Annotated in this window: 20 protein-coding genes; 10 read left to right on the top strand and 10 right to left on the bottom strand. The window is 65.4% G+C overall.

What is annotated here, in order from left to right:
- Window positions 1-40 precede the first annotated feature (40 nt).
- Entirely contained in the window at window positions 41-2,695 is a 2,655-nt protein-coding gene (locus tag Q0316_RS12590) for an EAL domain-containing protein (protein ID WP_298672955.1), read from the top strand.
- Between the two features lie 12 nt (window positions 2,696-2,707).
- Here Q0316_RS12590 and Q0316_RS12595 read toward each other — a convergent pair whose 3' ends face one another.
- Complete coding sequence (locus Q0316_RS12595) at window positions 2,708-3,358, bottom strand: glutathione S-transferase family protein (RefSeq protein ID WP_298673088.1); 651 nt, start codon at window positions 3,356-3,358, stop codon at window positions 2,708-2,710.
- 532 nt (window positions 3,359-3,890) lie between these two features.
- Between Q0316_RS12595 and Q0316_RS12600 the strand changes: the two genes are divergently transcribed.
- The gene (locus Q0316_RS12600) at window positions 3,891-5,780 is read left to right on the top strand and encodes a ribonucleoside-diphosphate reductase subunit alpha (RefSeq protein WP_298672958.1); all 1,890 of its coding nucleotides are present in this window, start codon (window positions 3,891-3,893) and stop codon (window positions 5,778-5,780) included.
- 60 nt (window positions 5,781-5,840) lie between these two features.
- Here the strand turns inward: Q0316_RS12600 and Q0316_RS12605 are convergent, their stop codons facing one another.
- Complete coding sequence (locus Q0316_RS12605; protein WP_298672961.1) at window positions 5,841-6,839, bottom strand: phosphatase PAP2 family protein; 999 nt, start codon at window positions 6,837-6,839, stop codon at window positions 5,841-5,843.
- 384 nt (window positions 6,840-7,223) lie between these two features.
- Between Q0316_RS12605 and Q0316_RS12610 the strand changes: the two genes are divergently transcribed.
- Complete coding sequence (locus tag Q0316_RS12610) at window positions 7,224-8,972, top strand: ABC transporter permease subunit (protein WP_298672963.1); 1,749 nt, start codon at window positions 7,224-7,226, stop codon at window positions 8,970-8,972.
- A gap of 30 nt (window positions 8,973-9,002) precedes the next feature.
- Window positions 9,003-10,316, top strand: coding sequence for an AAA-associated domain-containing protein (locus tag Q0316_RS12615; protein WP_298672966.1), 1,314 nt, complete (start codon window positions 9,003-9,005; stop codon window positions 10,314-10,316).
- Window positions 10,317-10,713: 397 nt separating this feature from the next.
- Here the strand turns inward: Q0316_RS12615 and Q0316_RS12620 are convergent, their stop codons facing one another.
- On the bottom strand, window positions 10,714-10,941 hold the full coding sequence (locus tag Q0316_RS12620) for a DUF2171 domain-containing protein (protein ID WP_298672969.1): 228 nt from the start codon (window positions 10,939-10,941) through the stop codon (window positions 10,714-10,716).
- Window positions 10,942-11,047: 106 nt separating this feature from the next.
- Between Q0316_RS12620 and Q0316_RS12625 the strand changes: the two genes are divergently transcribed.
- The 5 genes from Q0316_RS12625 to Q0316_RS12645 all read left to right on the top strand — a co-directional run bounded on the left by Q0316_RS12625 (window position 11,048) and on the right by Q0316_RS12645 (window position 14,600).
- Window positions 11,048-11,674: a methyltransferase domain-containing protein gene (locus Q0316_RS12625; RefSeq protein WP_298672972.1), complete on the top strand. Its 627-nt coding sequence runs from the start codon at window positions 11,048-11,050 to the stop codon at window positions 11,672-11,674.
- Window positions 11,671-11,868 (top strand): hypothetical protein, encoded by a 198-nt coding sequence (locus tag Q0316_RS12630; RefSeq protein WP_298672975.1) that lies wholly within the window; start codon window positions 11,671-11,673, stop codon window positions 11,866-11,868. The genes Q0316_RS12625 and Q0316_RS12630 overlap by 4 nt, the downstream gene beginning before the upstream one ends.
- 82 nt (window positions 11,869-11,950) lie before the next feature.
- Window positions 11,951-13,015 (top strand): ribonucleotide-diphosphate reductase subunit beta, encoded by a 1,065-nt coding sequence (locus Q0316_RS12635; protein WP_298672978.1) that lies wholly within the window; start codon window positions 11,951-11,953, stop codon window positions 13,013-13,015.
- Window positions 13,016-13,132: 117 nt separating this feature from the next.
- On the top strand, window positions 13,133-13,342 hold the full coding sequence (locus tag Q0316_RS12640) for a hypothetical protein (protein ID WP_298672981.1): 210 nt from the start codon (window positions 13,133-13,135) through the stop codon (window positions 13,340-13,342).
- Between the two features lie 517 nt (window positions 13,343-13,859).
- On the top strand, window positions 13,860-14,600 hold the full coding sequence (locus Q0316_RS12645; RefSeq protein WP_298672983.1) for an SDR family NAD(P)-dependent oxidoreductase: 741 nt from the start codon (window positions 13,860-13,862) through the stop codon (window positions 14,598-14,600).
- Between the two features lie 8 nt (window positions 14,601-14,608).
- Here Q0316_RS12645 and cysQ read toward each other — a convergent pair whose 3' ends face one another.
- On the bottom strand, window positions 14,609-15,445 hold the full coding sequence (gene cysQ / locus Q0316_RS12650) for a 3'(2'),5'-bisphosphate nucleotidase CysQ (RefSeq protein WP_298672986.1): 837 nt from the start codon (window positions 15,443-15,445) through the stop codon (window positions 14,609-14,611).
- A gap of 196 nt (window positions 15,446-15,641) precedes the next feature.
- On the opposite strand from cysQ, the gene Q0316_RS12655 reads away from it, so the two are divergent.
- On the top strand, window positions 15,642-16,025 hold the full coding sequence (locus tag Q0316_RS12655) for a VOC family protein (protein ID WP_298672989.1): 384 nt from the start codon (window positions 15,642-15,644) through the stop codon (window positions 16,023-16,025).
- 23 nt (window positions 16,026-16,048) lie between these two features.
- On the opposite strand, the gene Q0316_RS12660 is transcribed toward Q0316_RS12655, so the two are convergent.
- From Q0316_RS12660 to Q0316_RS12685, 6 genes are read right to left on the bottom strand one after another with little or no spacing between them, the layout of a single operon-like run.
- Window positions 16,049-16,471: an OsmC family protein gene (locus tag Q0316_RS12660; RefSeq protein WP_298672991.1), complete on the bottom strand. Its 423-nt coding sequence runs from the start codon at window positions 16,469-16,471 to the stop codon at window positions 16,049-16,051.
- 12 nt (window positions 16,472-16,483) lie between these two features.
- On the bottom strand, window positions 16,484-16,855 hold the full coding sequence (locus tag Q0316_RS12665) for a VOC family protein (protein ID WP_298672993.1): 372 nt from the start codon (window positions 16,853-16,855) through the stop codon (window positions 16,484-16,486).
- A 16-nt stretch (window positions 16,856-16,871) separates the two neighbouring features.
- Entirely contained in the window at window positions 16,872-18,227 is a 1,356-nt protein-coding gene (locus Q0316_RS12670) for a cytochrome P450 (RefSeq protein ID WP_298672996.1), read from the bottom strand.
- 11 nt (window positions 18,228-18,238) lie between these two features.
- The gene (locus Q0316_RS12675; protein WP_298672998.1) at window positions 18,239-19,219 is read right to left on the bottom strand and encodes an alpha/beta hydrolase; all 981 of its coding nucleotides are present in this window, start codon (window positions 19,217-19,219) and stop codon (window positions 18,239-18,241) included.
- Window positions 19,216-20,286 (bottom strand): zinc-binding dehydrogenase, encoded by a 1,071-nt coding sequence (locus Q0316_RS12680; protein ID WP_298673000.1) that lies wholly within the window; start codon window positions 20,284-20,286, stop codon window positions 19,216-19,218. The genes Q0316_RS12675 and Q0316_RS12680 overlap by 4 nt, the downstream gene beginning before the upstream one ends.
- On the bottom strand, window positions 20,283-21,494 hold the full coding sequence (locus Q0316_RS12685; protein WP_298673002.1) for an LLM class flavin-dependent oxidoreductase: 1,212 nt from the start codon (window positions 21,492-21,494) through the stop codon (window positions 20,283-20,285). The genes Q0316_RS12680 and Q0316_RS12685 overlap by 4 nt, the downstream gene beginning before the upstream one ends.
- Window positions 21,495-21,498 lie beyond the last annotated feature (4 nt).

Below are 21,498 nucleotides of genomic sequence, written 5' to 3' on the forward strand. Positions count from 1 at the left end.
CTAACCGGATTCGAACAAGCCCGCGTGTATGTCGCGGCGCATGAGCAGATCTCGTCGTATCGCGAACAAGAACGAATCCGCCGCGTCTCCGTCGTTGATGGATGCGCTCGGGCTCGCGCCGACGCCCGATGCGACGGTGGATAGCGCGCGCGCGGGCAGCCTGCGCGACGCGCGGACGATCTGGCCGGTCACGCTTGCGGTGCTGCTGTTCGGGCCGCTCGCGGTGCTTGGCCGCAGCCTGTTCGATCGCAGCACCGGCAGCCCGTTTCTCGATTATGCCGGCCTGGCGGCGCTGTTCGGGCTGATGATCTGGCTGGTGCTCGCTTATCCGAAAAGCGAGGATCGCCCCGCGTATCAACGGATCGTCGCCATTTCGGCGCTGGCCGCCGCACTCGCGATCACGCTGTCGATGCTGCTCGATTCCGCCCAGACGCTGGGCCCACCGGAAACCTGTTTCGCCGCCTTCGTCGCCGTATTCGGCGCGATCATCGCCTGCGCGGTATCGTTGCACGCGATCCGCGCGGCGAGCATCGCGTTCACCCTGGCGATGGCGGCGATGATTATGCTCCACGCCGGCCCCGGCCTCGCTTTTGCGATCGCGGGAATCGTCGCCACTTTGTTCACCGGCGGGCTGATCCGCGTCGCCTGGCGTGATCTTGCGCAGCAGGCGGAGCGCGCGGGCGAGCGCGAGGCGAACCGGCTCGCCGCGCGGCTGGTCGACGAATTCGAGACACAGGGCACCGGCTGGTTCTGGCAAACCGATCGTGCGGGCAATCTCACCTATATCACCGGCAAGGTGGGTGACGAACTCCGCCGGATGGGCGTTGCCCCGATCGGGGCGCGGCTGGTGAACATCTTCCGCGTCGATTCGGAACTGGTCGAGACGGAACGCACACTGACCTTCCATTTGTCGTCCCGCACCAGCTTCTCGGATTATTCGGTGCGCCCCGCGTTCGACAGTTCGGTCGATCGGCGCTGGTCGATCTCGGGCCGCCCGGTTCTGGACGATCTCGGTTTCTTTCAAGGATTTATCGGCTCCGGCTCGGATCTCACCGAAAAGCGCCGGGCCGAAGCGGAGATAACCCGCCTTGCGCTGTTCGACAGCCTCACCGGGCTGGCCAACCGCCAGCGGATGCGGCTTTCGCTGGAAAAGACGCTGGGTTCGGAACGCAATTCGCCATCGTCGACCGGGCTGTTCCTGCTCGATCTCGATCGTTTCAAGGCGGTGAACGACACGCTCGGGCATCAGGTGGGAGACGAATTGCTCAAGCAGGTCGCGCACCGCCTCCAGCGCGCGGTCGGCGATTCCGGGCTGGTCGGGCGGCTTGGCGGCGACGAATTCGAGGTGGTCCTGCCACGCCAGCCGGAGCGCGCGCGACTGACCGAGATCGCGCAGGATATCATCACCGCGCTTTCCGCGCCCTATTTCATCTCCGGCGCCACGCTGACGATCGGCTGCTCGGTCGGCATCGCGATCGCGCCCGAACATGGCGAGGATGTCGAAACGCTGGTGCGCAACGCCGATCTCGCGCTTTACGCCGCCAAGGCGGACGGGCGCGGCGTTCACCGCTTCTATCGCCCGGAGCTGCTCGCCGGCGCGCAGAACCGCAAGCGGCTGGAGGACGATCTGCGCCAGGCGCTCGCCGGCGACGAATTTCACCTCACCTATCAGCCGGTGGTCTCCACCGCGGACGAGCGCATCGTCGGCTATGAGGCGTTGCTGCGCTGGGATCATCCCTCGCGCGGGCCGATCAGCCCGGCGGAATTCGTCCCCGTCGCGGAGGAATGCGGGCTGATCGAGCAGATCGGCGAATGGGTGTTGCGCACCGCCTGCGCCGAGGCCGCGCAATGGCCCGATCACGTGCGCGTCGCGGTCAACGTATCGCCGCTGCAATTCGCCAATCCGATGCTGCCCGCGATCGTCACCAACGCGATCGCGGGCTCGGGCATCGCGCCGCACCGCCTTGAACTGGAGATCACCGAAGGCGTGTTCCTCCGGGAGGATACCTCGTCAGAGCTGATGTTCCGCGCGCTCAAGGGCGTCGGCGTGCGGCTGGCGCTCGATGATTTCGGCACCGGCTATTCCAGCCTCGGCTATCTGAAAAAGGCGCCGTTCGACAAGATCAAGATCGACCAGAGCTTCGTGCGCGGCGCGATCCAGCCGGGCAATCGCAACGCCGCGATCATCCGGGCGATCGTTTCGCTCGCCGATACGCTTGGCATGGAAACCACCGCCGAGGGCGTCGAGCAGCAGGACGAGATCGCGCTGATCCGCGATCTGGGATGCAGCCACATCCAGGGCTTCGTCTATGGCCGCCCCGCGCGTGCCGCCGACGTGCTTGAGCAATTGCGCGCCGACGCCGGCGGTGCCACGCCGATCGGCCACAAGATCAGCCGCAGCCCGCGCTCGTCGGTGTTGCGCACCGCGCGACTGGAGATCGGCAAGGAGGCGGGCGATATCCGCATCCGCAACATTTCCACCACCGGGGCGATGATCGACGGGGTCGATTTCCCCAGGGAAGCGGTGGGCGCGGACGTGCTGATCGAACTGATCGAGGACCAGCTCTTTCCCGCCACCGTCCGCTGGGCGACGAACGGGCGCGCCGGCCTCCAGTTCGCCGAGGATTTCGATGTCGAGCGGCTCACCCATGCCACGCCGGCGATCGGCGGCGGGCGCCCGCGCAAGGTCGCCTGACGCCGCCGCGCCTCAGTCGCGCCCCTCCGGCGCGCCGAGCGGAAACATGTGGCGATAGGGCCGCGCCTCATCCAGCGCGCGGGCATAGCTGGCGCGCGTCAGCAGCCGCGCGCGATAGGCGTGGAGCGCACCATGATCGCGCGGGATGGCGTGGGTCCAGTCGGCATAGAGTAGCGCCGGCGCGGCGGCGCAATCGGCGAGGGTGAACCCCTGCCCCACCGCCCATTCGCGCCCGGCCAGCCGCTTCTCCAGCCACGCATAGGCCCGTTCCAGCGCCGCCCGCCATTGCGGCTCGCGCGTGGCGTCGTCGCGCCCTATTCTCCCGACAACAATGCGTTGCTGCGGATAATTCACGTAATTATCGAAGAAGCGATCCATCATCCGCGCCTCCGCCGCGGCGACGGGATCGGCGGGGAGCAGCGGCGCGCTACGGGGGTGAAGCGCGTCGAGATATTCGATGATCCCGGTCGCGTCGAAAACGAATCTGTCGCCGTGGGTGAGCGCGGGAAACTTGCCGATCGGCCACAGCGCCGCGAAGTCGGACGCCACCGGCTCCGATCCGTCGAGCATCCGCGATTCGAACGGAATATCCTTTTCGTAAAAAGCCGTCTTCGCTTTCTGGCAATAGGATGAGAGCGGGTGCTCATACAAAGTGAAGGCCATTTTCCTCTCCAGCGGGCGCGGGTTGACCATCGTTCCCGGATCGTCGCGCCTCATCCGCGCCTATATCACCCGTCAGCGCCGCGCTGTCACGATTCCGGGCGATCGGCGCGGGGCGGCGCGATCTCGGCGATCGGGTGCGCGATTTGCCGCCGGGCGATGCGGGAACATATCCGCCGGAATATATTTTCGTTCCCCGCCCGTTCCCTTGCCTTCCCGGAATGCCGCGGAAGTCCGCGCGTCGCGGCGCATCCGGTGCGACGAAATGAATCCCTGCCGCGACGAACCGTTCGTCGCAGCCGTAATTTACGGTCTTGCGGCCCGCGCGCGATTGCCACAATCTGTTGGGGTTGGTTTCGGGGGCGAGCCCAATCGCTGGTAGGAACTTTGCCGCATCCCCATATTGCGGCGTGGCTTGTCGCGCGTGGCCGCGCGGCATTTGGTCACATTTTGTTCTCACGGCGATCGACGCTCCGAGTGTAGTATAAGGGTTCGTTCGCGATTCGAACGGACCGTGAACAAGGGAATGGCGGCAATGGATTTCAGAGACTCGAGCGAGGCGAACATGGCGACCGAGACACTGGAAGCGACGAGCGGCACCGGCACGGGCACGGACAAGGCGGCCCGCCGCCCGGCCTATGCGGTGGAGGTCGATCACAGCCGCGACGCGCTGCTCACCGATTTCGGCAAGGATACGCTCACCGATCGCTATCTGCTGCCGGGCGAAACCTATCAGGATCTGTTCGTCCGCGTCGCATCGGCTTATGCGGACGATGCCGCCCATGCGCAGCGGCTGTACGATTATATCTCGAAACTGTGGTTCATGCCGGCAACCCCGGTGCTGTCGAACGGCGGCACGGGGCGCGGCCTGCCGATCTCCTGCTACCTCAATTCGGTGCCGGACAGCCTGAACGGCATCGTCGACACCTGGAACGAGAACGTCTGGCTCGCATCGCGCGGCGGCGGGATCGGCACCTATTGGGGCAATGTGCGCGGGATCGGCGAGCCGGTCGGCCTCAACGGCAAGACCAGCGGCATCATCCCCTTCGTCCGCGTGATGGACAGCCTGACGCTCGCCATCTCGCAAGGATCGCTGCGGCGCGGCTCGGCGGCCTGCTATCTTGATGTGTCGCACCCGGAGATCGAGGAGTTCCTCGAAATCCGCAAACCCTCCGGTGATTTCAACCGCAAGGCGCTGAACCTGCACCACGGCGTGCTGATCCCGGACGCGTTCATGGAAGCGGTGCGCGATGGCGCGGAATGGGCGCTCAAATCCCCCAAGGACGGCAGCGAGCGCGGCAAGGTCGATGCGCGCGCCTTGTTCCAGAAGCTGGTCGAAACCCGGCTGGCGACCGGCGAGCCATACATCGTGTTCGCCGATCATGTGAACCGCAACATGCCCAAGCATCACCGCGATCTGGGGCTGAAGGTTTCCACCTCGAACCTGTGCAGCGAGATCACGCTGCCGACGGGACGCGATCATCTCGGCAACGATCGCACGGCGGTCTGCTGCCTGTCCTCGCTCAACATGGAAACATGGGACGAGTGGAAGGACGAGAAGAATTTCATCGAGGACGTGATGCGCTTCCTCGACAATGTGCTGCAGGATTATATCGAGCGCCACGAGCCGGGGATGGAGCGCGCCGCTTATTCCGCCGCGCGCGAGCGTTCGGTCGGGCTGGGTGTGATGGGCTTCCACTCGTTCCTTCAGGCGCGCGGCCTGCCGTTCGAAGGCGCGATGGCGAAATCGTGGAACCTGCGCATCTTCAAGCACATCAAGGCGCAGGTCGATGAGGCGTCGATGCAGCTCGCGGTGGAACGCGGCCCCTGCCCCGACGCCGCCGACATGGGCGTGATGGAGCGTTTCAGTTGCAAGATGGCGATCGCGCCGACCGCGTCGATCTCGATCATCTGCGGCGGCACCAGCGCCTGCATCGAGCCGATCCCGGCCAATATCTATACGCACAAGACGCTGTCGGGCAGCTTCGTCGTGCGCAATCCGTATCTTGAAAAGCTGCTGATCGAAAAGGCGAAGAACACCGATGCGGTGTGGAATTCGATCCTCGAACAGGGCGGATCGGTCCAGCATCTCGATTTCCTGTCGCTGGACGAGAAGGATTGCTTCAAAACCTCGTTCGAGATCGACCAGCGCTGGCTGCTCGAACTGGCGGGCGATCGCGCGCCGTTCATCGACCAGGCGCAGTCGCTCAATCTGTTCATCCCCGCCGATGTGGAGAAGTGGGATCTGCTGATGCTCCACTTCCGCGCATGGGAACTGGGGATCAAATCGCTTTACTATCTCCGCTCCAAATCGGTGCAGCGCGCCGGCTTCGCGGGCGGCGTGGAGGCGGATAACACGCTGGAAAAGCCCAAGTTCGATCTGGGCGAGACCACCGATTATGACGAGTGCCTCGCCTGCCAGTGAACGCAACGGCGGCTGGATGGCCGGATAACGGAAGCGGCCTTCGCGCCGCTTCCGCCCCTGTCAGGCGAGCGCGGCGTTGCTGCGGCGGCTGTTGACGGCAAGGAACCGGCGCACGGCGAGGATGGCGACAATCGCCACCGCCGCGCCAAGGATCATGTCGATCAGATAATGCGTCCCCTCCACCGGGGTGGACAGCAACATCGCCGCGTTCACCGCCACGAGCGGCGCGCGCAGCTCACGATGCGGCCAGGCGGCATGGATATAGAGCACCGCCGCCACGGTGTGAAAGCTTGGCGCGGAAACCAGCCCGCGCAACTGTGCCAGATCGACATAATGAACCTGATGCGCGCGCAGCGCCGGGATCAGCGTCGCCTGCCATTCCTCGCTTTCGGGAAGATACGGCAGTGGCCCGTGCCACAAATGCGATAACGGCCCCACCGCCGTCATCAGCGGATAGAGCAGGAGCGTCAGCAGCGCCGCGAGCCAGAAGGTGATGAAGAAACGATGCGCCGCCCCGCGTTCGCCGGTCCATGCATACCAGCCGAGCAGGATCGCCGGGGTGACGTAGATCATGCGATAGGCGGCCAGCCCCAGCCATTGCAGCGCGCGATGATCGGCGACGAGGCGATACCAGGCCAGCCAGTCGAACCCCAGCACCTCGTCGATGCGTTGCAGCGTCGCGTCGTGCATCGTGCTGGTCAACGCGGCGACCGGATAGCTGGCGATCGCGCCAACCAGCGAGATCAGCATGAACAGCCCGACATATTCGGCGCAATCGGCGATCATCCGTCCATGGCGCGCCATCCAGCGCGGCGCACCGAGCCGCAGCGTCAGCAGCAGGGCGGCGACGCCATAATAAGGCAGGATGCCGCGCCCGATCGGGTCGATCCGCAATTCGGCGATGTGCATCAGCACGCCGAGCGTCGCGATGCTGGCGATCAGCCCGGCGAAGATCAGCCAGCCATGGCCGCGCGAGGATGGTTCCGGAGGGAAAACACGGGCCGCGCCCTCGGTCAGCGTTGGGATCAGCGGGGCGGCGGCGGAACTGGTGGACGGCAATGACTAGGCTTTCAAAGAGGCCATCGCCTCGACCGAACATGCTTTCGCTTTCATGAATGAGCGTCGCGCGCGTCGTTGTCATCCACTAAAATCGCGGTGAGACGAGAAGACGCGCGAGGTGTGTGAATCATGCATTAGCCACGGGTTTCGCCGGCACGGCCCCGGCGGTATGATCGCGCGGCCCCCACGTCCCCGATTGACTCCTTCGCACGCCCGTCGCAGGGGCGATCCGGGCTGCGTATTCCCGTGGCCGGTCAGGAAACAACAACCGCAATGCCAAGCGACAGTAGTCGAATGAACGCGCCATCGGAGGCGCCCGGCCGGGCCTGATCGCATCAGTCTCGCCCAACGGGTGCCGCCGATGGCGCACGAATGGGATGAGACATGGACTTCGTACCACAGACCGCACGCGGCCTGCTGAGCCTGTCGCGTCAATGGCGCGGCAATGTCGCGCCGAGTTGGGCCGACGCGATCGCCTTCCTGCTGCTCGCCGGGGTCGCCGTGCTGGTGATCCAGGGGGCGGAAGGCATGATCGCGCCGCTCGCGCGGCTTGATATCGCGCCGGTCACGCTCGATCCGGCCAATCTGCCGGGCTATGCGCTGCGCACCACATTGCGCATGTTCGCAGCACTTGGCGCCAGCCTCGTCTTCACCTTCGTCATCGCCACGCTCGCCGCCAAGAGCCGCCGGGCGGAAATGGTGATCGTCCCCGCGCTCGATATCCTGCAATCGGTGCCGATCCTCGGCTTCCTCACCTTCACCGTCACCTTCTTCATGGGGCTGTTCCCGGCGCGCCAGATCGGCGTTGAGCTGGCCGCGATCTTCGCGATCTTCACCAGCCAGGCGTGGAACATGGCGTTCAGCTTCTATCAGTCGCTCCGCTCGGTGCCGACCGATCTGGAGGAAGTGACGCGCGGCTTCGCGCTGTCGCCGTGGCGCCGCTTCATCCGGCTTGAGCTGCCCTTCGCCACCCCGGCGCTGGTGTGGAACGCGATGATGTCGATGTCGGGCGGCTGGTTCTTCGTCGTCGCATCGGAAGCGATCAGCGTCGGCGATACGCGGATCATGCTGCCGGGGATCGGATCATATCTCGCGCTCGCGATCGACCATCAGGATTTCGGCCATGTCGGCTGGGCGGTGGCGGCGATGGCGGTGGTGATCCTGCTTTACGATCAGTTGGTGTTCCGCCCGGTGGTGGTATGGGCCGATCGCTTCCGCTTCGAGCAGACCGCGAGCGCGCACCGCCCACGTTCATGGGCTTATGATCTGTTCCGCCGCACCCGCCTGTTGCCCGTATTGTTCTCGCCAGCGATCGGGCTTAGCCGCGCGCTGCTGGCGATTGATCGCCGCCCCGCGCGGCCCGCGCGGCGGCGGGCGGAGGAACGCTCGAGCGCCGGGCGCCGGCTGTGGCTGGCGATCGTCGTCGGCGCGGTCGGCTGGGCGGTGTGGCTGATCGCGAGCTACGTCTCGCGCAATCTCGCGCCGGGGGACGTGCTCGATGCGTTCGGCCTGGGCTTTATCACGCTGCTGCGCGTGCTGGTGCTGATCGCGCTCGCCAGCCTGATCTGGGTGCCGATCGGCGTGTGGATCGGCCTGCGCCCGCGCTGGGCGGAGCGGCTTCAGCCGGTCGCGCAATTCCTCGCCGCCTTCCCCGCCAACGTGCTGTTTCCCTTCGCGGTGATCGCCATCGTCCGCTGGCAGCTCGATCCCGATGTGTGGCTATCGCCGCTGATGGTGCTGGGCACGCAATGGTATATCCTGTTCAACGTCATCGCCGGCGCGAGCGCGATCCCGACGGACCTGCGCGAGGCGGCCGGGATGTTCGGCGTGAGGCGCTGGCAATGGTGGCGCACGCTCGCGATCCCCGGCATCTTCCCCTATTACGTGACGGGGGCGCTCACCGCCTCGGGTGGTTCGTGGAACGCCAGCATCGTCGCCGAGCTGGTGACCTGGGGGAATCGCAAGCTCGAAGCCGCGGGGCTCGGCTCCTATATCGCGCAGGCGACCGCCGAGGGCGATTTCCCGCGCGTGACGCTGGGCATCGCGGTGATGTCGATCTTCGTGATCGGGATCAACCGGCTGCTGTGGCGCCCGCTTTACACTTATGCCGACCGCCGGTTGCGGCTCGGCTGATTTGCTGAATCACCGACAGGAGACGCCCATATGGCTACCCTCGCCCGCCTCCCCGCCACCAGCCCGGTCGTCACGGTCAGCGGCGTGCGCCATCATTACGGCAAGGGCGCGAGCGACCTGCTGGTGCTCGAGAATGTCGATCTGACGCTCAACGAAGGCGAGGTCGTCGGGCTGCTCGGGCGCTCCGGCTCGGGCAAGTCGACGCTGCTGCGCTCGATCGCCGGGCTGATCGCGCCAAGCGAAGGCGAAATCCGTTTCGTGCCGCGCGAAGACGGCAGCGAGCCAAGCGTCAGCATGGTGTTTCAGACCTTCGCGCTGTTCCCCTGGCTCACCGTGCTCCAGAATGTCGAGCTTGGGCTGGAGGCGCAGCGCGTGCCCGCCGAGGAACGCCGCACCCGCGCGCTGGCCGCGATCGACCTGATCGGCCTCGACGGGTTCGAAAATGCTTTCCCCAAGGAGCTTTCGGGCGGGATGCGCCAGCGCGTCGGCCTTGCGCGCGCGATCGTCGTCAATCCCTCACTGCTGCTGATGGACGAGCCATTCTCCGCGCTGGACGTGCTGACGGCGGAGACGTTGCGCACCGATCTGCTCGATCTGTGGTCCGAAGGGCGGATGCCGATCAAGTCGATCCTGATCGTCACGCATAATATCGAGGAGGCGGTGCTGATGTGCGATCGCATCCTCGTCTTCGCCTCCAATCCGGGGCGCATCGCCGCCGAGATCAGGGTCGATCTGCCGCAGCCGCGCGATCGGCTCGATCCGGCCTTCCGCGCGCTGGTGGAGGATATCTATGCCCGCATGACCGCGCGGGCGGCGGCGCAGCCCGCGCGCGACGGGCTGTTCCCCGGCACCGGCATCTCGATGGTCCTGCCGGTCGTTTCCACCAACGCGCTCGCCGGGCTGGTCGAGGAGGTGGACGCCGCCCCCTTCGATGGCCGCGCGGCGATGGCGGACCTTGCCGATCAGTTGCAGCTTGAGATCGACGATCTGTTCCCCATGGCCGAAACGCTGCAATTGATGCGCTTCGCCGATCTGTCCGGGGGCGATCTGCTGCTCACCCCCGCCGCGCGCCGCTATGCGCAGGCCGATACCGACGGGCGCAAGGCGATCTTCGCCCAGGCGCTCGTCCAGCATGTGCCGCTTGCCCAGCATATCCGCCGCATCCTCGACGAGCGGCCGAGCCACACCGCCCCAGCGCGTCGCTTCCGCGATGAGCTGGAGGATCACATGTCCCCCGATTATGCCGATGAGACTCTGCGCTCGGTGACGCATTGGTGCCGCTATGCCGAATTGTTCGCTTATGATGAGGATGCGGACGAATTCAGCCTCGACAATCCCGCCTGAGCCCACGCGGATCAGCGCCCGCAAGCCTGTTCGCGATGGCACGATGCGAAATCGCGGCGCGCCGATCGAACAAAACGCGAATATCCGCTCGCTTCGCCTATATCGCGCCCAGTCAAGCCATTCCACCACTAGGGATGGTGTTACCCACAGAATATTTCTGGTGATCGGGCAATTTAGGCGTTGGAGCCGGAGGCCGCTCGGGTTAAGCTCCGATTAGCGGTCGGGGGAGCGTATTCGCCCCTTCGTATCACGCTGGGGCAAGTCATTCGGAAAGGCGAAAAAGGTGCATGTACCCCGCATCTCGGCAGCATCGCCCGCGCTCGATCCGATGCACCCTCGCGCGATCGCTGTCCTCGCCACGGGCGGGAACATCCGCCCGCCACGGGCGCGCGGCGGATCAGTCATATTCCTCGAACAGTTCGCGCGTGTTCTGCGCCGTGGCGGCGAGGCACACCGTGTCGCCACGCACCGCAATCACCAGGCCAACCGCCAGATAGCGATGATCCGCGCCGTCGGGCGGGATCAGGCGGATCCGCGCGCCATCCATCCCGTCGACCGTGCCGATATGGATGCCGTCGGCGGCAACGATCCGCATCGCCGGCCTGATATTATTGAGGTCGTGCATCAATTCCCCCGCGCAGATCCGCTCGGGGGATTCAACGCGCGCAGCGGCAAAGCGCCGCATCCTCGCGCAGATATTTATCGCAGCCATCATCCGAAAGGCACCACGCATGAAGGTTGACGGCAATCGCTTCCGGATGAAGCGTTTCGCGCGCTTTCTTTCGCTGCTCGATAAATTGCCCGCGAAGGACGGCCCTACGCGTATCCTCGATATCGGCGGCACCAGGGAATATTGGCAGGCGCTCCGCCCGCTATGGGAGGGGCGCAAAGTAGACATCACGATCGTCAACCTCGATCAGCCAGCCGAGGACGATGATATCTATCATCTGCGTTCGGATAATGCGTGCGCGCTCCAATATCCCGATATGGCGTTCGATGTGGTTCATTCGAACAGCGTGATCGAACATGTCGGGCGCTGGCCGGAAATGGCGGCGATGGCGCGCGAAGTGCGTCGGCTCGCCCCGCATTATTACCTTCAGACGCCCAATTTCTGGTTCCCGGTGGAGCCGCATTATCGCTCGGTGATGTTTCACTGGCTGCCGGAATCCTATCGCGCCGCGCGGCTGGTGAACCGGCGCCGGGGCTTCCGCATCGCATCCGATTATGACGAGGCGATGCGCAACATCCAGTCGGTGGCGCTGCTCACCGCGCGCCAGATGGGGGCGCTGTTCCCCGATGCGCGGATCGAGCGCGAGCGCATCGGCCCGCTCACCAAATCGTTGATCGCGATCCGATGACGCTGCCGGTCGCCATCATGTATCTTGTCGCGGCGCTGCTGGCGCTGGTCGGCGCGGGCCTGCTGCTCGCGCTCACGCGGCCGAGTGGCCCGGCGAAGGTCTATGTCTTCCGCATGGCCGGGATCATGGCGTTGGCTGCGAGCGCGGTGCTCGCGATGAGCGCCACCGCGATGTGGCGCGGGGGGCTGGAGTGATGAGCGGCTTCGTCCCTGGCACCGCGGCTATTATCGGCCTTTCCGCCTTCTTTCTTATTCAGTTTCTTCCGGAGTAAAATCCATGCCCCTCCTCCAAGCATCCAAACAGTACAAGCCATTCGAATATCCATGGGCGTTCGAATATTGGAAGCGTCAGCAGCAGCTTCACTGGCTGCCAGAAGAAGTGCCGCTGGGCGAGGATTGTCGCGATTGGGCGCAGAAGCTTACCGATCATGAGCGCAATTTGCTCACCCAGATCTTCCGCTTCTTCACGCAGGCGGACGTGGAAGTGCAGGATTGCTATCACGAGAAATACGGCCGCGTATTCAAGCCGACCGAGATCAAGATGATGCTGACCGCGTTCAGCAACATGGAAACGGTGCATATCGCCGCTTATTCGCACCTGCTCGACACGATCGGGATGCCCGAAAGCGAATATGGCGCCTTCCTCGAATATGCCGAGCTGAAGGACAAGCACGATTATCTCCAGAAGTTCGGCGTCGATAACGATGAGGATATCGCGCGCACGCTGGCGATGTTCGGCGGCTTTACGGAGGGCGTGCAGCTTTTCGCCAGCTTCGCGATGCTGATGAACTTCCCGCGCTTCAACAAGATGAAGGGCATGGGGCAGATCGTCTCCTGGTCGGTGCGCGACGAGAGCCTGCATTGCGAGGGGATCATCAAGCTGTTCCACACCTTCGTGAAGGAACGCGGCTGCCTCACCAAGGCGGTGAAGGACGATATCGCCGATCAATGCCAGACGACGATCCGGCTGGAGGACAATTTCATCGACCTCGCGTTCGAGATGGGGCCGGTCAACGGCATGGCGCCGAAGGATATCAAGCGTTACATCCGCTATATCGCCGACTGGCGGCTCGGGCAGCTCGGGCTGAAGCCGATCTACATGATCGACGAGCATCCGATCCCCTGGCTCACCCCGCTGCTCAACGGCGTGGAGCACGCCAATTTCTTCGAAACCCGCGCGACCGAATATTCCAAGGCGGCAACGCGCGGCCAATGGTCCGATGTGTGGGATTCGTTCGACAAGCGCCAGAAGGCGAAGACCGGCATCGCCGCGAACGAGGATAGTGGCGACGGCCATGGCGAGGGCGACATGTTCTCGGCAGCCGGCGTCGCGGCGGAATAAGCGCATCACGCGGTGGGCCGGCAAGTTCCGGCGCCGGCCCACCCGCCGATCTGGTCAGCCCGGCATCAACCAGCGCGATCCACCGCGCCTTAACCAATATGGGGGCAGGGTGCGGGAATGCTGCCGTCGCCGCGCATTTTCCGGAGCCGCTGGTTCGCCCTGTTATGGGCGGGCGGCATCATCTGGTTCGCGATCGACGTAGCCGGCTCGGCCCAGCCGGACGCCCCCGCCAACAATATGGCGGCGCCCGCCCCCGCGACTGACGCGGTTGGTATGCCAGTCGATCAGCGCGATCTCGCGACGCTCGCGAACGTGATGGGGCGCTAGCGCGGCCTCACTTCCACCGCCTTCCAGATCGCACCGAACGAAAGAAGGGGCGGGAACGTCGCCGCCCCGCCCCTCCCGCCATGCCCGCGCGAATACGCTACGCGCGCGGAACTCGTCATGACGGTACAATTTCGTTTCCCCGGCATCGACCAAACGGTCGCACCGTTTCGATACGCCGGGATAGGACCAACGCACTGGCCCCGGAATTGTTGCAGTGCAAGATAAAAGACGATTCGGTTTCGTGTGCGTTGGCCGGATTTCGCCACCCATTCTGTCGCGCTGAAAAAGAACGCCGCATTGCCCGCCGCGCCGCATGTCCCTCCCCGCTGCCGGACCGTCGAAGCGGTTTCGATCCGACTGGATCGGATCGCCGCTCAATCCTCCTTCTCCGAGCCAGCAGGTGGCTTACCCGTCCTGAAATTACTCCAATGGCCGGCGGTTGCGCACCGCCCGGAAACGGGCATAACAACTGTTATGGATCGGGCGCACAAAGCCCGGCGCGGAGAGGAAATCAGCGATGCCCCACCCCTTGTTCGATCTTTCCGGCAAGGTTGCGCTCATCACCGGCGGTTCGCGCGGGCTGGGGCGTGAAATCGCGCTGGCCTTCGCCGATGCCGGCGCGGACGTGATCGTCTCCAGCCGCAAGGCCGATGCGTGCGAATCGGTGGTCGCCGAAATCAGGGCGAAGGGCCGCCGCGCGCTGGCGCTGCCCGCCCACGCCGCGAAATGGGATGAGATGGATCGGCTGGCGGCGGCGGCGTGGGATGCGTTCGGGCGCCTCGATCTGCTCGTCGCCAATGCCGGGATGGGGCCGCTGGTGCCCAGCCATGAGGTGTCGGAATCGCTGTTCGACAGCGTCGTCGGGCTCAATTTCAAGGGGCCATTCCGCCTGATCGCCAATATCGCGCAGCGCATGGCGGAGAGCGAGGGCGGCGCGATCCTCGCCACCTCGTCGATCGCGTCGCTGCGGCCCACGCCGCAGGTCGTCCCCTATGCCGCCGCCAAGGCAGCGCTCAACGCGATGGTGGCAAGCATGGCGCACGAATATGGGCCGAAGGTGCGCATCAACGCGATCGCCGCCGGGCCGTTCCTGACCGATATCTCCAAAGCATGGAGCAAGGAGGCGCGCGAGCATTCCGACAATGCGCTGGGGCGCCCCGGCAGGCCGGCGGAGATCGTCTCCACCGCGCTCTATCTGGCGAGCCCCGCCTCCAGCTTCGTCACCGGCGCGGTGATCCGCTGCGACGGGGGATGCTGATCGCGCGTTCAGCCGGTGACGAAGGGCCTGAGCGGCGCCGGCTCATAGCGCCCGCAAGCGATGAAGCCGCTATTGCGGAACCCCGGCTTGCCATAGCGGAACGGGCGATTGTCGGGATCGAGCGTTCTCCCCCCGGCGGCGCGCAACACCGCATCGCCGGCGGCGGTATCCCATTCCATCGTCGGGCCGGTGCGCGGATAGACATCCGCCTCGCCGCTCGCCACCAGCACGAACTTCAGGCTGGAGCCGACCGACACACAGTCGCAGATCCCGCCCGCGTCGAGCCAGGCCGCGGTCGCAGGATCCGCATGGCTGCGCGAGGCCACCGCGCAGGGCGGCGTGTGGATCGGGCGCACCGCGATTTCGCTTTCGGCCCCACGCGCGGCGAACGGCGTGCGCTCGGCCCGACGCGCCACGCCGCTTGCCGCATCGCCCCAGTAAAGCGCCTTGCGCGCGGGGGCATAGACCACCCCCATCGTCGGCGCGCCCTGCTCGATCAGCCCGATATTGACCGTGAAATCGTCGCCGCGCCGGATGAATTCCTTGGTCCCGTCGAGCGGATCGACCAGGAAGAAGGCGCCGTCCACCGCGGGGATGCGACCGGCGGCGGCGGCCTCCTCGGCGACCACGGGGATATGCGGCGCGACCTCCATCAACCCCGCGAGGATCGCGGCCTCCGCCGCATGATCGGCGGCGGTGACGGGGGATTCGTCGGGCTTGATCGTCACGTCCGCGCCGTCGAGGAAATGCCGCCACACGATATCACCACCGGCCTCCGCCAGCGCGACCAGCGCGTCCATCAATGCCGCGCGATCCAGACCGTCGACGTTCGCTGTGCCTGTCATGTTCATCCTCAACGCGCTAGCTCCGCCGAACGCCGCCGCGCCAGCAAGACTTTCCTATGCGCGGCCAAGCACGGCTAGGGGGCAAACTCAACCGGCGGAATCGCCAATCCCTTTGCCGCGCGGGCGCGCACGCTTATGCGGAAAAGGCGGTTCAGCGAGACACGACTCGATAACGCACCAAGAAGGAGAGAAAGCCATGTTCAGCCATATGATGGTCGGATCGAACGATATCGCTCGTTCGCGCAAATTCTATGATGCCCTGTTCGGCGCGATCGGCGGCAAGCCCGGCATCCAGGACGATAAGGGCCGGCTGATGTATCTGCACAATGGCGGGATTTTCATGGTCACCCAGCCGATCGACGGCAAGCCCGCGACGCATGGCAACGGCTGCACGATCGGCTTCGCGATGGACGGGCCGGAGCAGGCGAATGCGTGGCACAAGGCCGGCACCGAAAACGGCGGCACCGCGATCGAGGACGCGCCCGGCGTCCGCGCCAGCCCGGCGATGAGCATGTACCTCGCCTATCTGCGCGATCCGGATGGCAACAAGCTTTGCGCGCTACATCGGATGCCCGCGTAACACGGGTGCCGGCGCCGGTGCGCTCAGGCCGCCGGCGCCTCGCCCCAGACGAAGCGGATCGGGGCGTCGAGATCGGGGTGGAGGCTGCGGTGGACCGGGCAGGTGTGCGCCGCCGCCTCCAGCCGGCGGATATGATCGTCGGCGAGAAGGCGCGGCATGTGGATCGTCACCGCCAGCCGCGTGATCGCGCGTGACGGCAGGCTGGCCATTTCCTTTTCCACCGTCGCTCTGGCGCCCGCGATATCGAGTTCATGGTTGCGCGCGACGATCCCCAGAACGCTCAGGATACAGCTTCCGAGCGCAACGCCGAGCAGATCGCTGGGCGAAAACCCCTCCCCCAATCCGTGATTGTCGCGCGGCGCATCGGTGATGATGGCGGCGCCGGATTCCTCATGCACCGTCCGGCAGCGTAATCGTCCCTGATATTCCACCGCCAGTTCGCTCATCGCCCGCGTCCTTCATCCGCGGTGGAACACCGCTTCGATATTATGCCCATCGGGATCGAGCACGAAGGCGCCGTAATAGCCGGGATGATAATGCGGGCGCAGGCCCGGCGCGCCATTATCCGCGCCGCCCGCCGCGAGTCCCGCGCGGTGGAACGCGTCCACCGCCGCGCGATCCCGCGCGGTCAGCGCGATGTGCAGCTTGCCGCGCGTCGGATCGTGTTCCGCGATCCAGAACCACGCCCGGTCATCGCCGTAAGCCGCCACCCGCACCGCGCCGTCGCTGCCGTCATGCAGGCGACGCACGCCGAGCGGGGCCAGCGCCCGATCGTAAAAGGCGATCGAGCGGCTGATATCCGAAACACCGAAAGTGATGTGATCGAGCATCGCCGCCCCCTCCCCTTTATGCCGCCTTCACCGCGCGTTCCGGCGTGAACTCCACCTCCAGCCGCCGCACCGCATGGACGAAATTATTGGGCGCGATATCCATGTCGCCGGTCCAGCGGATATCGGGGAAGCGCGCGAACAACTGGCGATAGGCTTCCTCGAGCTGCAACTGCGCGGTCATCCGCCCGATGCAGATATGCGGGCCATAGCCGAAGGCGATGTTCTTTTCCGCATTGGCGCGCGCGATATCGAACCGATCGGGATCGGGAAACATCGCCGCATCGCGATTGGCCGCGCCATAATACATGATGACCTTCTCGCCCGCCGCGATCCGCTGGCCGCCGATCTCGGTATCGCGCGTCGCGGTGCGCCGCATGTAGATGACGGGGGAAACCACCCGCGTGATCTCGTGCACCGCATTGCTGAGCAGCCCGCCATCCGCCTGAAGCCGCGCCTTCTGATCGGGATTTTCGGTGAACAGCTTCATCGCACCGGACAGCGAATTGCGCGTCGTATCATTGCCCGCGAACACGATCAGCAGCCATGCGCCATCCAGATAGGGATCGGGCAGCGGCTCGCCATCCACCACCGCGTTGGCGATCGCGCTCATCAGATCGGGTTGCGGATCGGCGCGGCGCTTGGCGAGCATATGCCGGCCATAATCGAACATCTCGGCCACGTTCTTGTTGAACAGCTCGATGAACGCGGCGATCTCGGGCGTCGGCTCCGACAGGCCGGCGAGTTGATCTATCTGCTCCATCGCCACCTGCTGCGCCATTTCGAGGAAATGGATCCACGACATGAAGCGTTCGCGATCGGCCAGCGGCACACCCAGCATCTCGCACAGCGTGAAGATCGGCAGCCGCTGGCTGAACTTCTCCACCATGTCGCATTTGCCGAGCGGCGCCATCGTATCGAGGAGCCGCGTCACCTCCCCCGAAACCCGTTCGCGCAAGCCCTTGACATAGCTCGCGGTGAAATAGGGCATATGCTCCTTGCGGAGCTGGCGATGCGGCAGCGCGTCGAGGTTTATCATCGAGTTGGTCGAGGCGGAGAATAGCGTCGGATGCCGCGTCTCCTCCGGCCCGAGCGCCATCAGGATGCCGCCTTTTTCCGAACTGAACGTCTCCGGATCGCCATTCACGCGCTTCACATCCTCGAAGCGCGTCACCGCCCAGAAGCCCACGCCTTCGCGCCGCAGCGGGTGCCACATCACCGGCGCCTCAGCGCGCATCCGCGCATAATCCGCCCAGGGCTGGCCCTTCGTAAAGGCATGGATGTCGCCCAGGTCCACGCCCTCCAGCGTCGGATAGACCTGCGGGAAGGTCGGCCCCTGCCGCCCCTCTACGATATGCTCACTCACAAGCCGCATCTTATCTCTCCTCAATCGGGGAAACGGCGCGCGATCCAGTCAAGGATCACGCGGCTTACCTCCGCCGGTTTTTCCTGCTGCGTCCAATGGCCCGATCCGGCGACCATGTGCCGATCGAGATCGGGAACATATTTCTCCATCCCCGCCGCCATCGACGGGGGCAGGACATGATCGCATTCGGCGGTAATCATCAGCGCGGGGACATTCACGCGATCGGCGATCCCGGTCGAGCGTTCCCAGTTGCGCGTGAAATTGCGATACCAGTTGATCCCGCCGGTGAAGCCGGTGCGGGCGAAGGTGTCGACGAACGCGCGGCGCTCCTCGTCGCCAAGCAACTGATGCGCATCGCCCGCCGGGTCATAGCTCTCCAGCATCAGCCCCAGCGCGAAATTCTTCTGCTCGGCGGGCAGCGCGGCGAATTCCGCCGGCGTCATCGTCGGCAGGCGCATGAAGAAACGGAAGGTCTTGTCCACATCCTTCGCCAGCGCCGCATCCGCCTCGCCCGGCTTCTGGAACCACACGATATACATGTCCTCGCCCAGCGCCATGCGCATCAGCGCGATCGGATCGGCGGACATGCGCGGCATGAACGGCGTGTTCAGCCCGATCACCCCGGCCACGCGCGCCGGATGGCGCAGCGCCATCTGCCACACGACGAACCCGCCCCAATCATGCCCGCAGAATATCGCGCGCTCGATCCCCTTGGCATCGAGCAACCCGACGAGATCGGCGCAAAGCTGCTCCATGTCGTAGCTCTCGATCGCCTCGGGCCGGTCGGTCAGCCCATAGCCGCGCTGATCGGGCGCCAGCGCACGATGCCCGGCGGCGGCGAAGGCGGCAAGCTGATGGCGCCACGAATAAGCCAGTTCGGGAAAGCCATGGCAGAACACCACCGGCACGCCCCGCCCCGCCACGTCGTAACATGCCATGCGGATGCCGTTCGTCTCGACATAAGTGAGCGGGGGCATCCCCGGCAGCGCATCCCCGCTCATGGCCGCACCACCATCTTGCACTGCGCTTCGGGATCGCCCAGCGCGCGGAACGCCGCCGCCACGCCATCCAGCCCGACTTCGCCGGTGATCGCCGGGCGCACGTCGATCGTTCCTTCAGCGATATGGTGGAGCGTCGCGGCGAATTCATCGGGCGTGTAGCCAAGCACGAATTTCAGCTCCAGGCTCTTGTTGATGCACAGGAACGGCTCGATCGCATCGGTCTGCATACACACGCCGACGACGAGGATCTGCGACGCGACCGGCACCGCCTCGATCAGCGACTGGATCACGCCCGGCACGCCGACGCATTCGAACACGATCGCCCGCTTGCCGGCATTGCCGCCCATCGCCAGCACCGATCGTTCGGTGCGCGAATGCGGCACGCCCATCGCGCTCCAGCGGGCGTGCGGATTCTCCGCCGCCGGATCAATCACCACATCCGCGCCGAACGCCTCGGCCACCTTGCGGCGGGCGGGCGAATAATCCGATGCGATCACCGGCCCCAGCCCGCGCGCCTTGAGCGCGGCGATCACCGCGAGGCCGACGGGGCCGCAGCCGACCACGAGGTTCACCGTATCCGGCCCGGCATCGCTTTGCGCCACCGCATGTTCGCCCACCGCGAACGGCTCGGTCATCGCCGCCTGCACGTCGGACAGGCCGTTGGGCACCGCCAGCAGCATCTGTTCGGTCAACACCATCGCTTCGCCGAAGCCGCCGGGGAAGCGATTCGAATAACCCACCGTCTCGAATCCCTGCGGCGCGGCGACCACCGGCACCGTCACGACGCGCGTGCCGGTTTTCAGCCGCTTGTCCGCGCCGGGGCCGTGATCGAGTATCTCGGCGCAGAATTCATGGCCGAACACGATATCCTTCGCCGGATCGATCAGCACCGGCTCGCCACTGCGGCGGCCCAGGTCGACCATCTTCTCCATCGAATGGACGGCGTGGAGATCGGAACCGCAAATGCCGCAGCACAGGGTTTTGACCAGCACCTGCCCCGCGCCCGGCACCGGATCGGGCACGTTATCCAGCACCAGTTCGGCGCCGCGGCGGACAACGGCCCTCATTCCGCCGCATCCTGTTTCTTGTCGAGCCCCATCGCGGCGAGGATTTCGGGGCGGATATTCTCCGTTCCCTTCTCCCGGATATGCTGCGCCACCCGCGCGCCCACCGCGGCTTGCGCCTCACCGATGAAGCGCGGGCGATTGTCCCGCGCCCATGCCAGCGAGGCATCGCGGCTGGAATTGAGGTTCTGGAACTTCGGCATCACGTAACGCGCGATCAGTTCATAGGATTTCTTCTTCGCATCCCACTCGGCCCAATTGGTGTCGAGCGTCAGGAACGCGCCGAAGCCGCCAGATTGCCGCTGAAGCCGCGCGATCTGCGCGATCGCATCCTCAGGCGTGCCGACCACCGCCATGCCATTGTTCACCAGCGCGTCGATCGGATCGCCGTCGGTCGGCGCCAGCGGCAGGGCTGCGACTTCGCGGAAATAATAAAGCCAGTCCTCGATCCCGAAGCGCACCTGCGCGCGCGCTTCCTCACGCGTCGCGGCGACGTGCATCGGGCCAACGAGCCGCCAGCCATCGCGATTCATGTGCTGGCCCCGCTCCCTCGCCACCTCCTCCGCGATCGCCCAGTTGGAGGCGAGCGCGTTGAACCCGCCGGTCTGCGTCGCGCCGATCGAAAGGATGCCGACACCGTGCCGCCCGGCGGCCTGCGCGCCGGTGGGCGAAACCTGGCTCGCCACCGCGATCTCCACCGATGGGCGGCTATATGGCGTCATCTGCAACCGCGCCTCGGCAAGCTCGAACCAGTCGGTCTTCTTCGTCACCGTTTCGCCGCGCAGCAAGGGCACGAGCACGTCGAGCGCCTCGTCCATCCGGTCGCGCTGCTTCGCCACCGGAATGCCCATCATGAACGCATCGGAAGGGAGCGCCCCCGGCCCGACGCCGAACATCACCCGTCCGCGCGTCATGTGATCGAGTTGGTTGATGCGATCCGCCAGCATCAGCGGATGGTGATAGGGGAGCGAGGAAACCCCGGTGCCAAGGCGGATATGCTTCGTCCGTTCGGCGGCGAAGGCGATGAACAATTCCGGGCTGGCGATCAGTTCGTAGCCGGCGGAATGATGCTCGCCGATCCAGGCTTCGTCATAGCCGAGCTTGTCGAGATGGGCGACCAGATCGAGATCGCGTTCCAGCGCCTGCGTCGGATTTTCGCGCAGCGGATGGAACGGCGCGATGAACGTGCCGAATCGCAACTTCTGGCCCATAAGC

The sequence above is a fragment of the uncultured Sphingomonas sp. genome (assembly GCF_937871615.1).
Taxonomy (GTDB): Bacteria; Pseudomonadota; Alphaproteobacteria; order Sphingomonadales; family Sphingomonadaceae; genus Sphingomonas.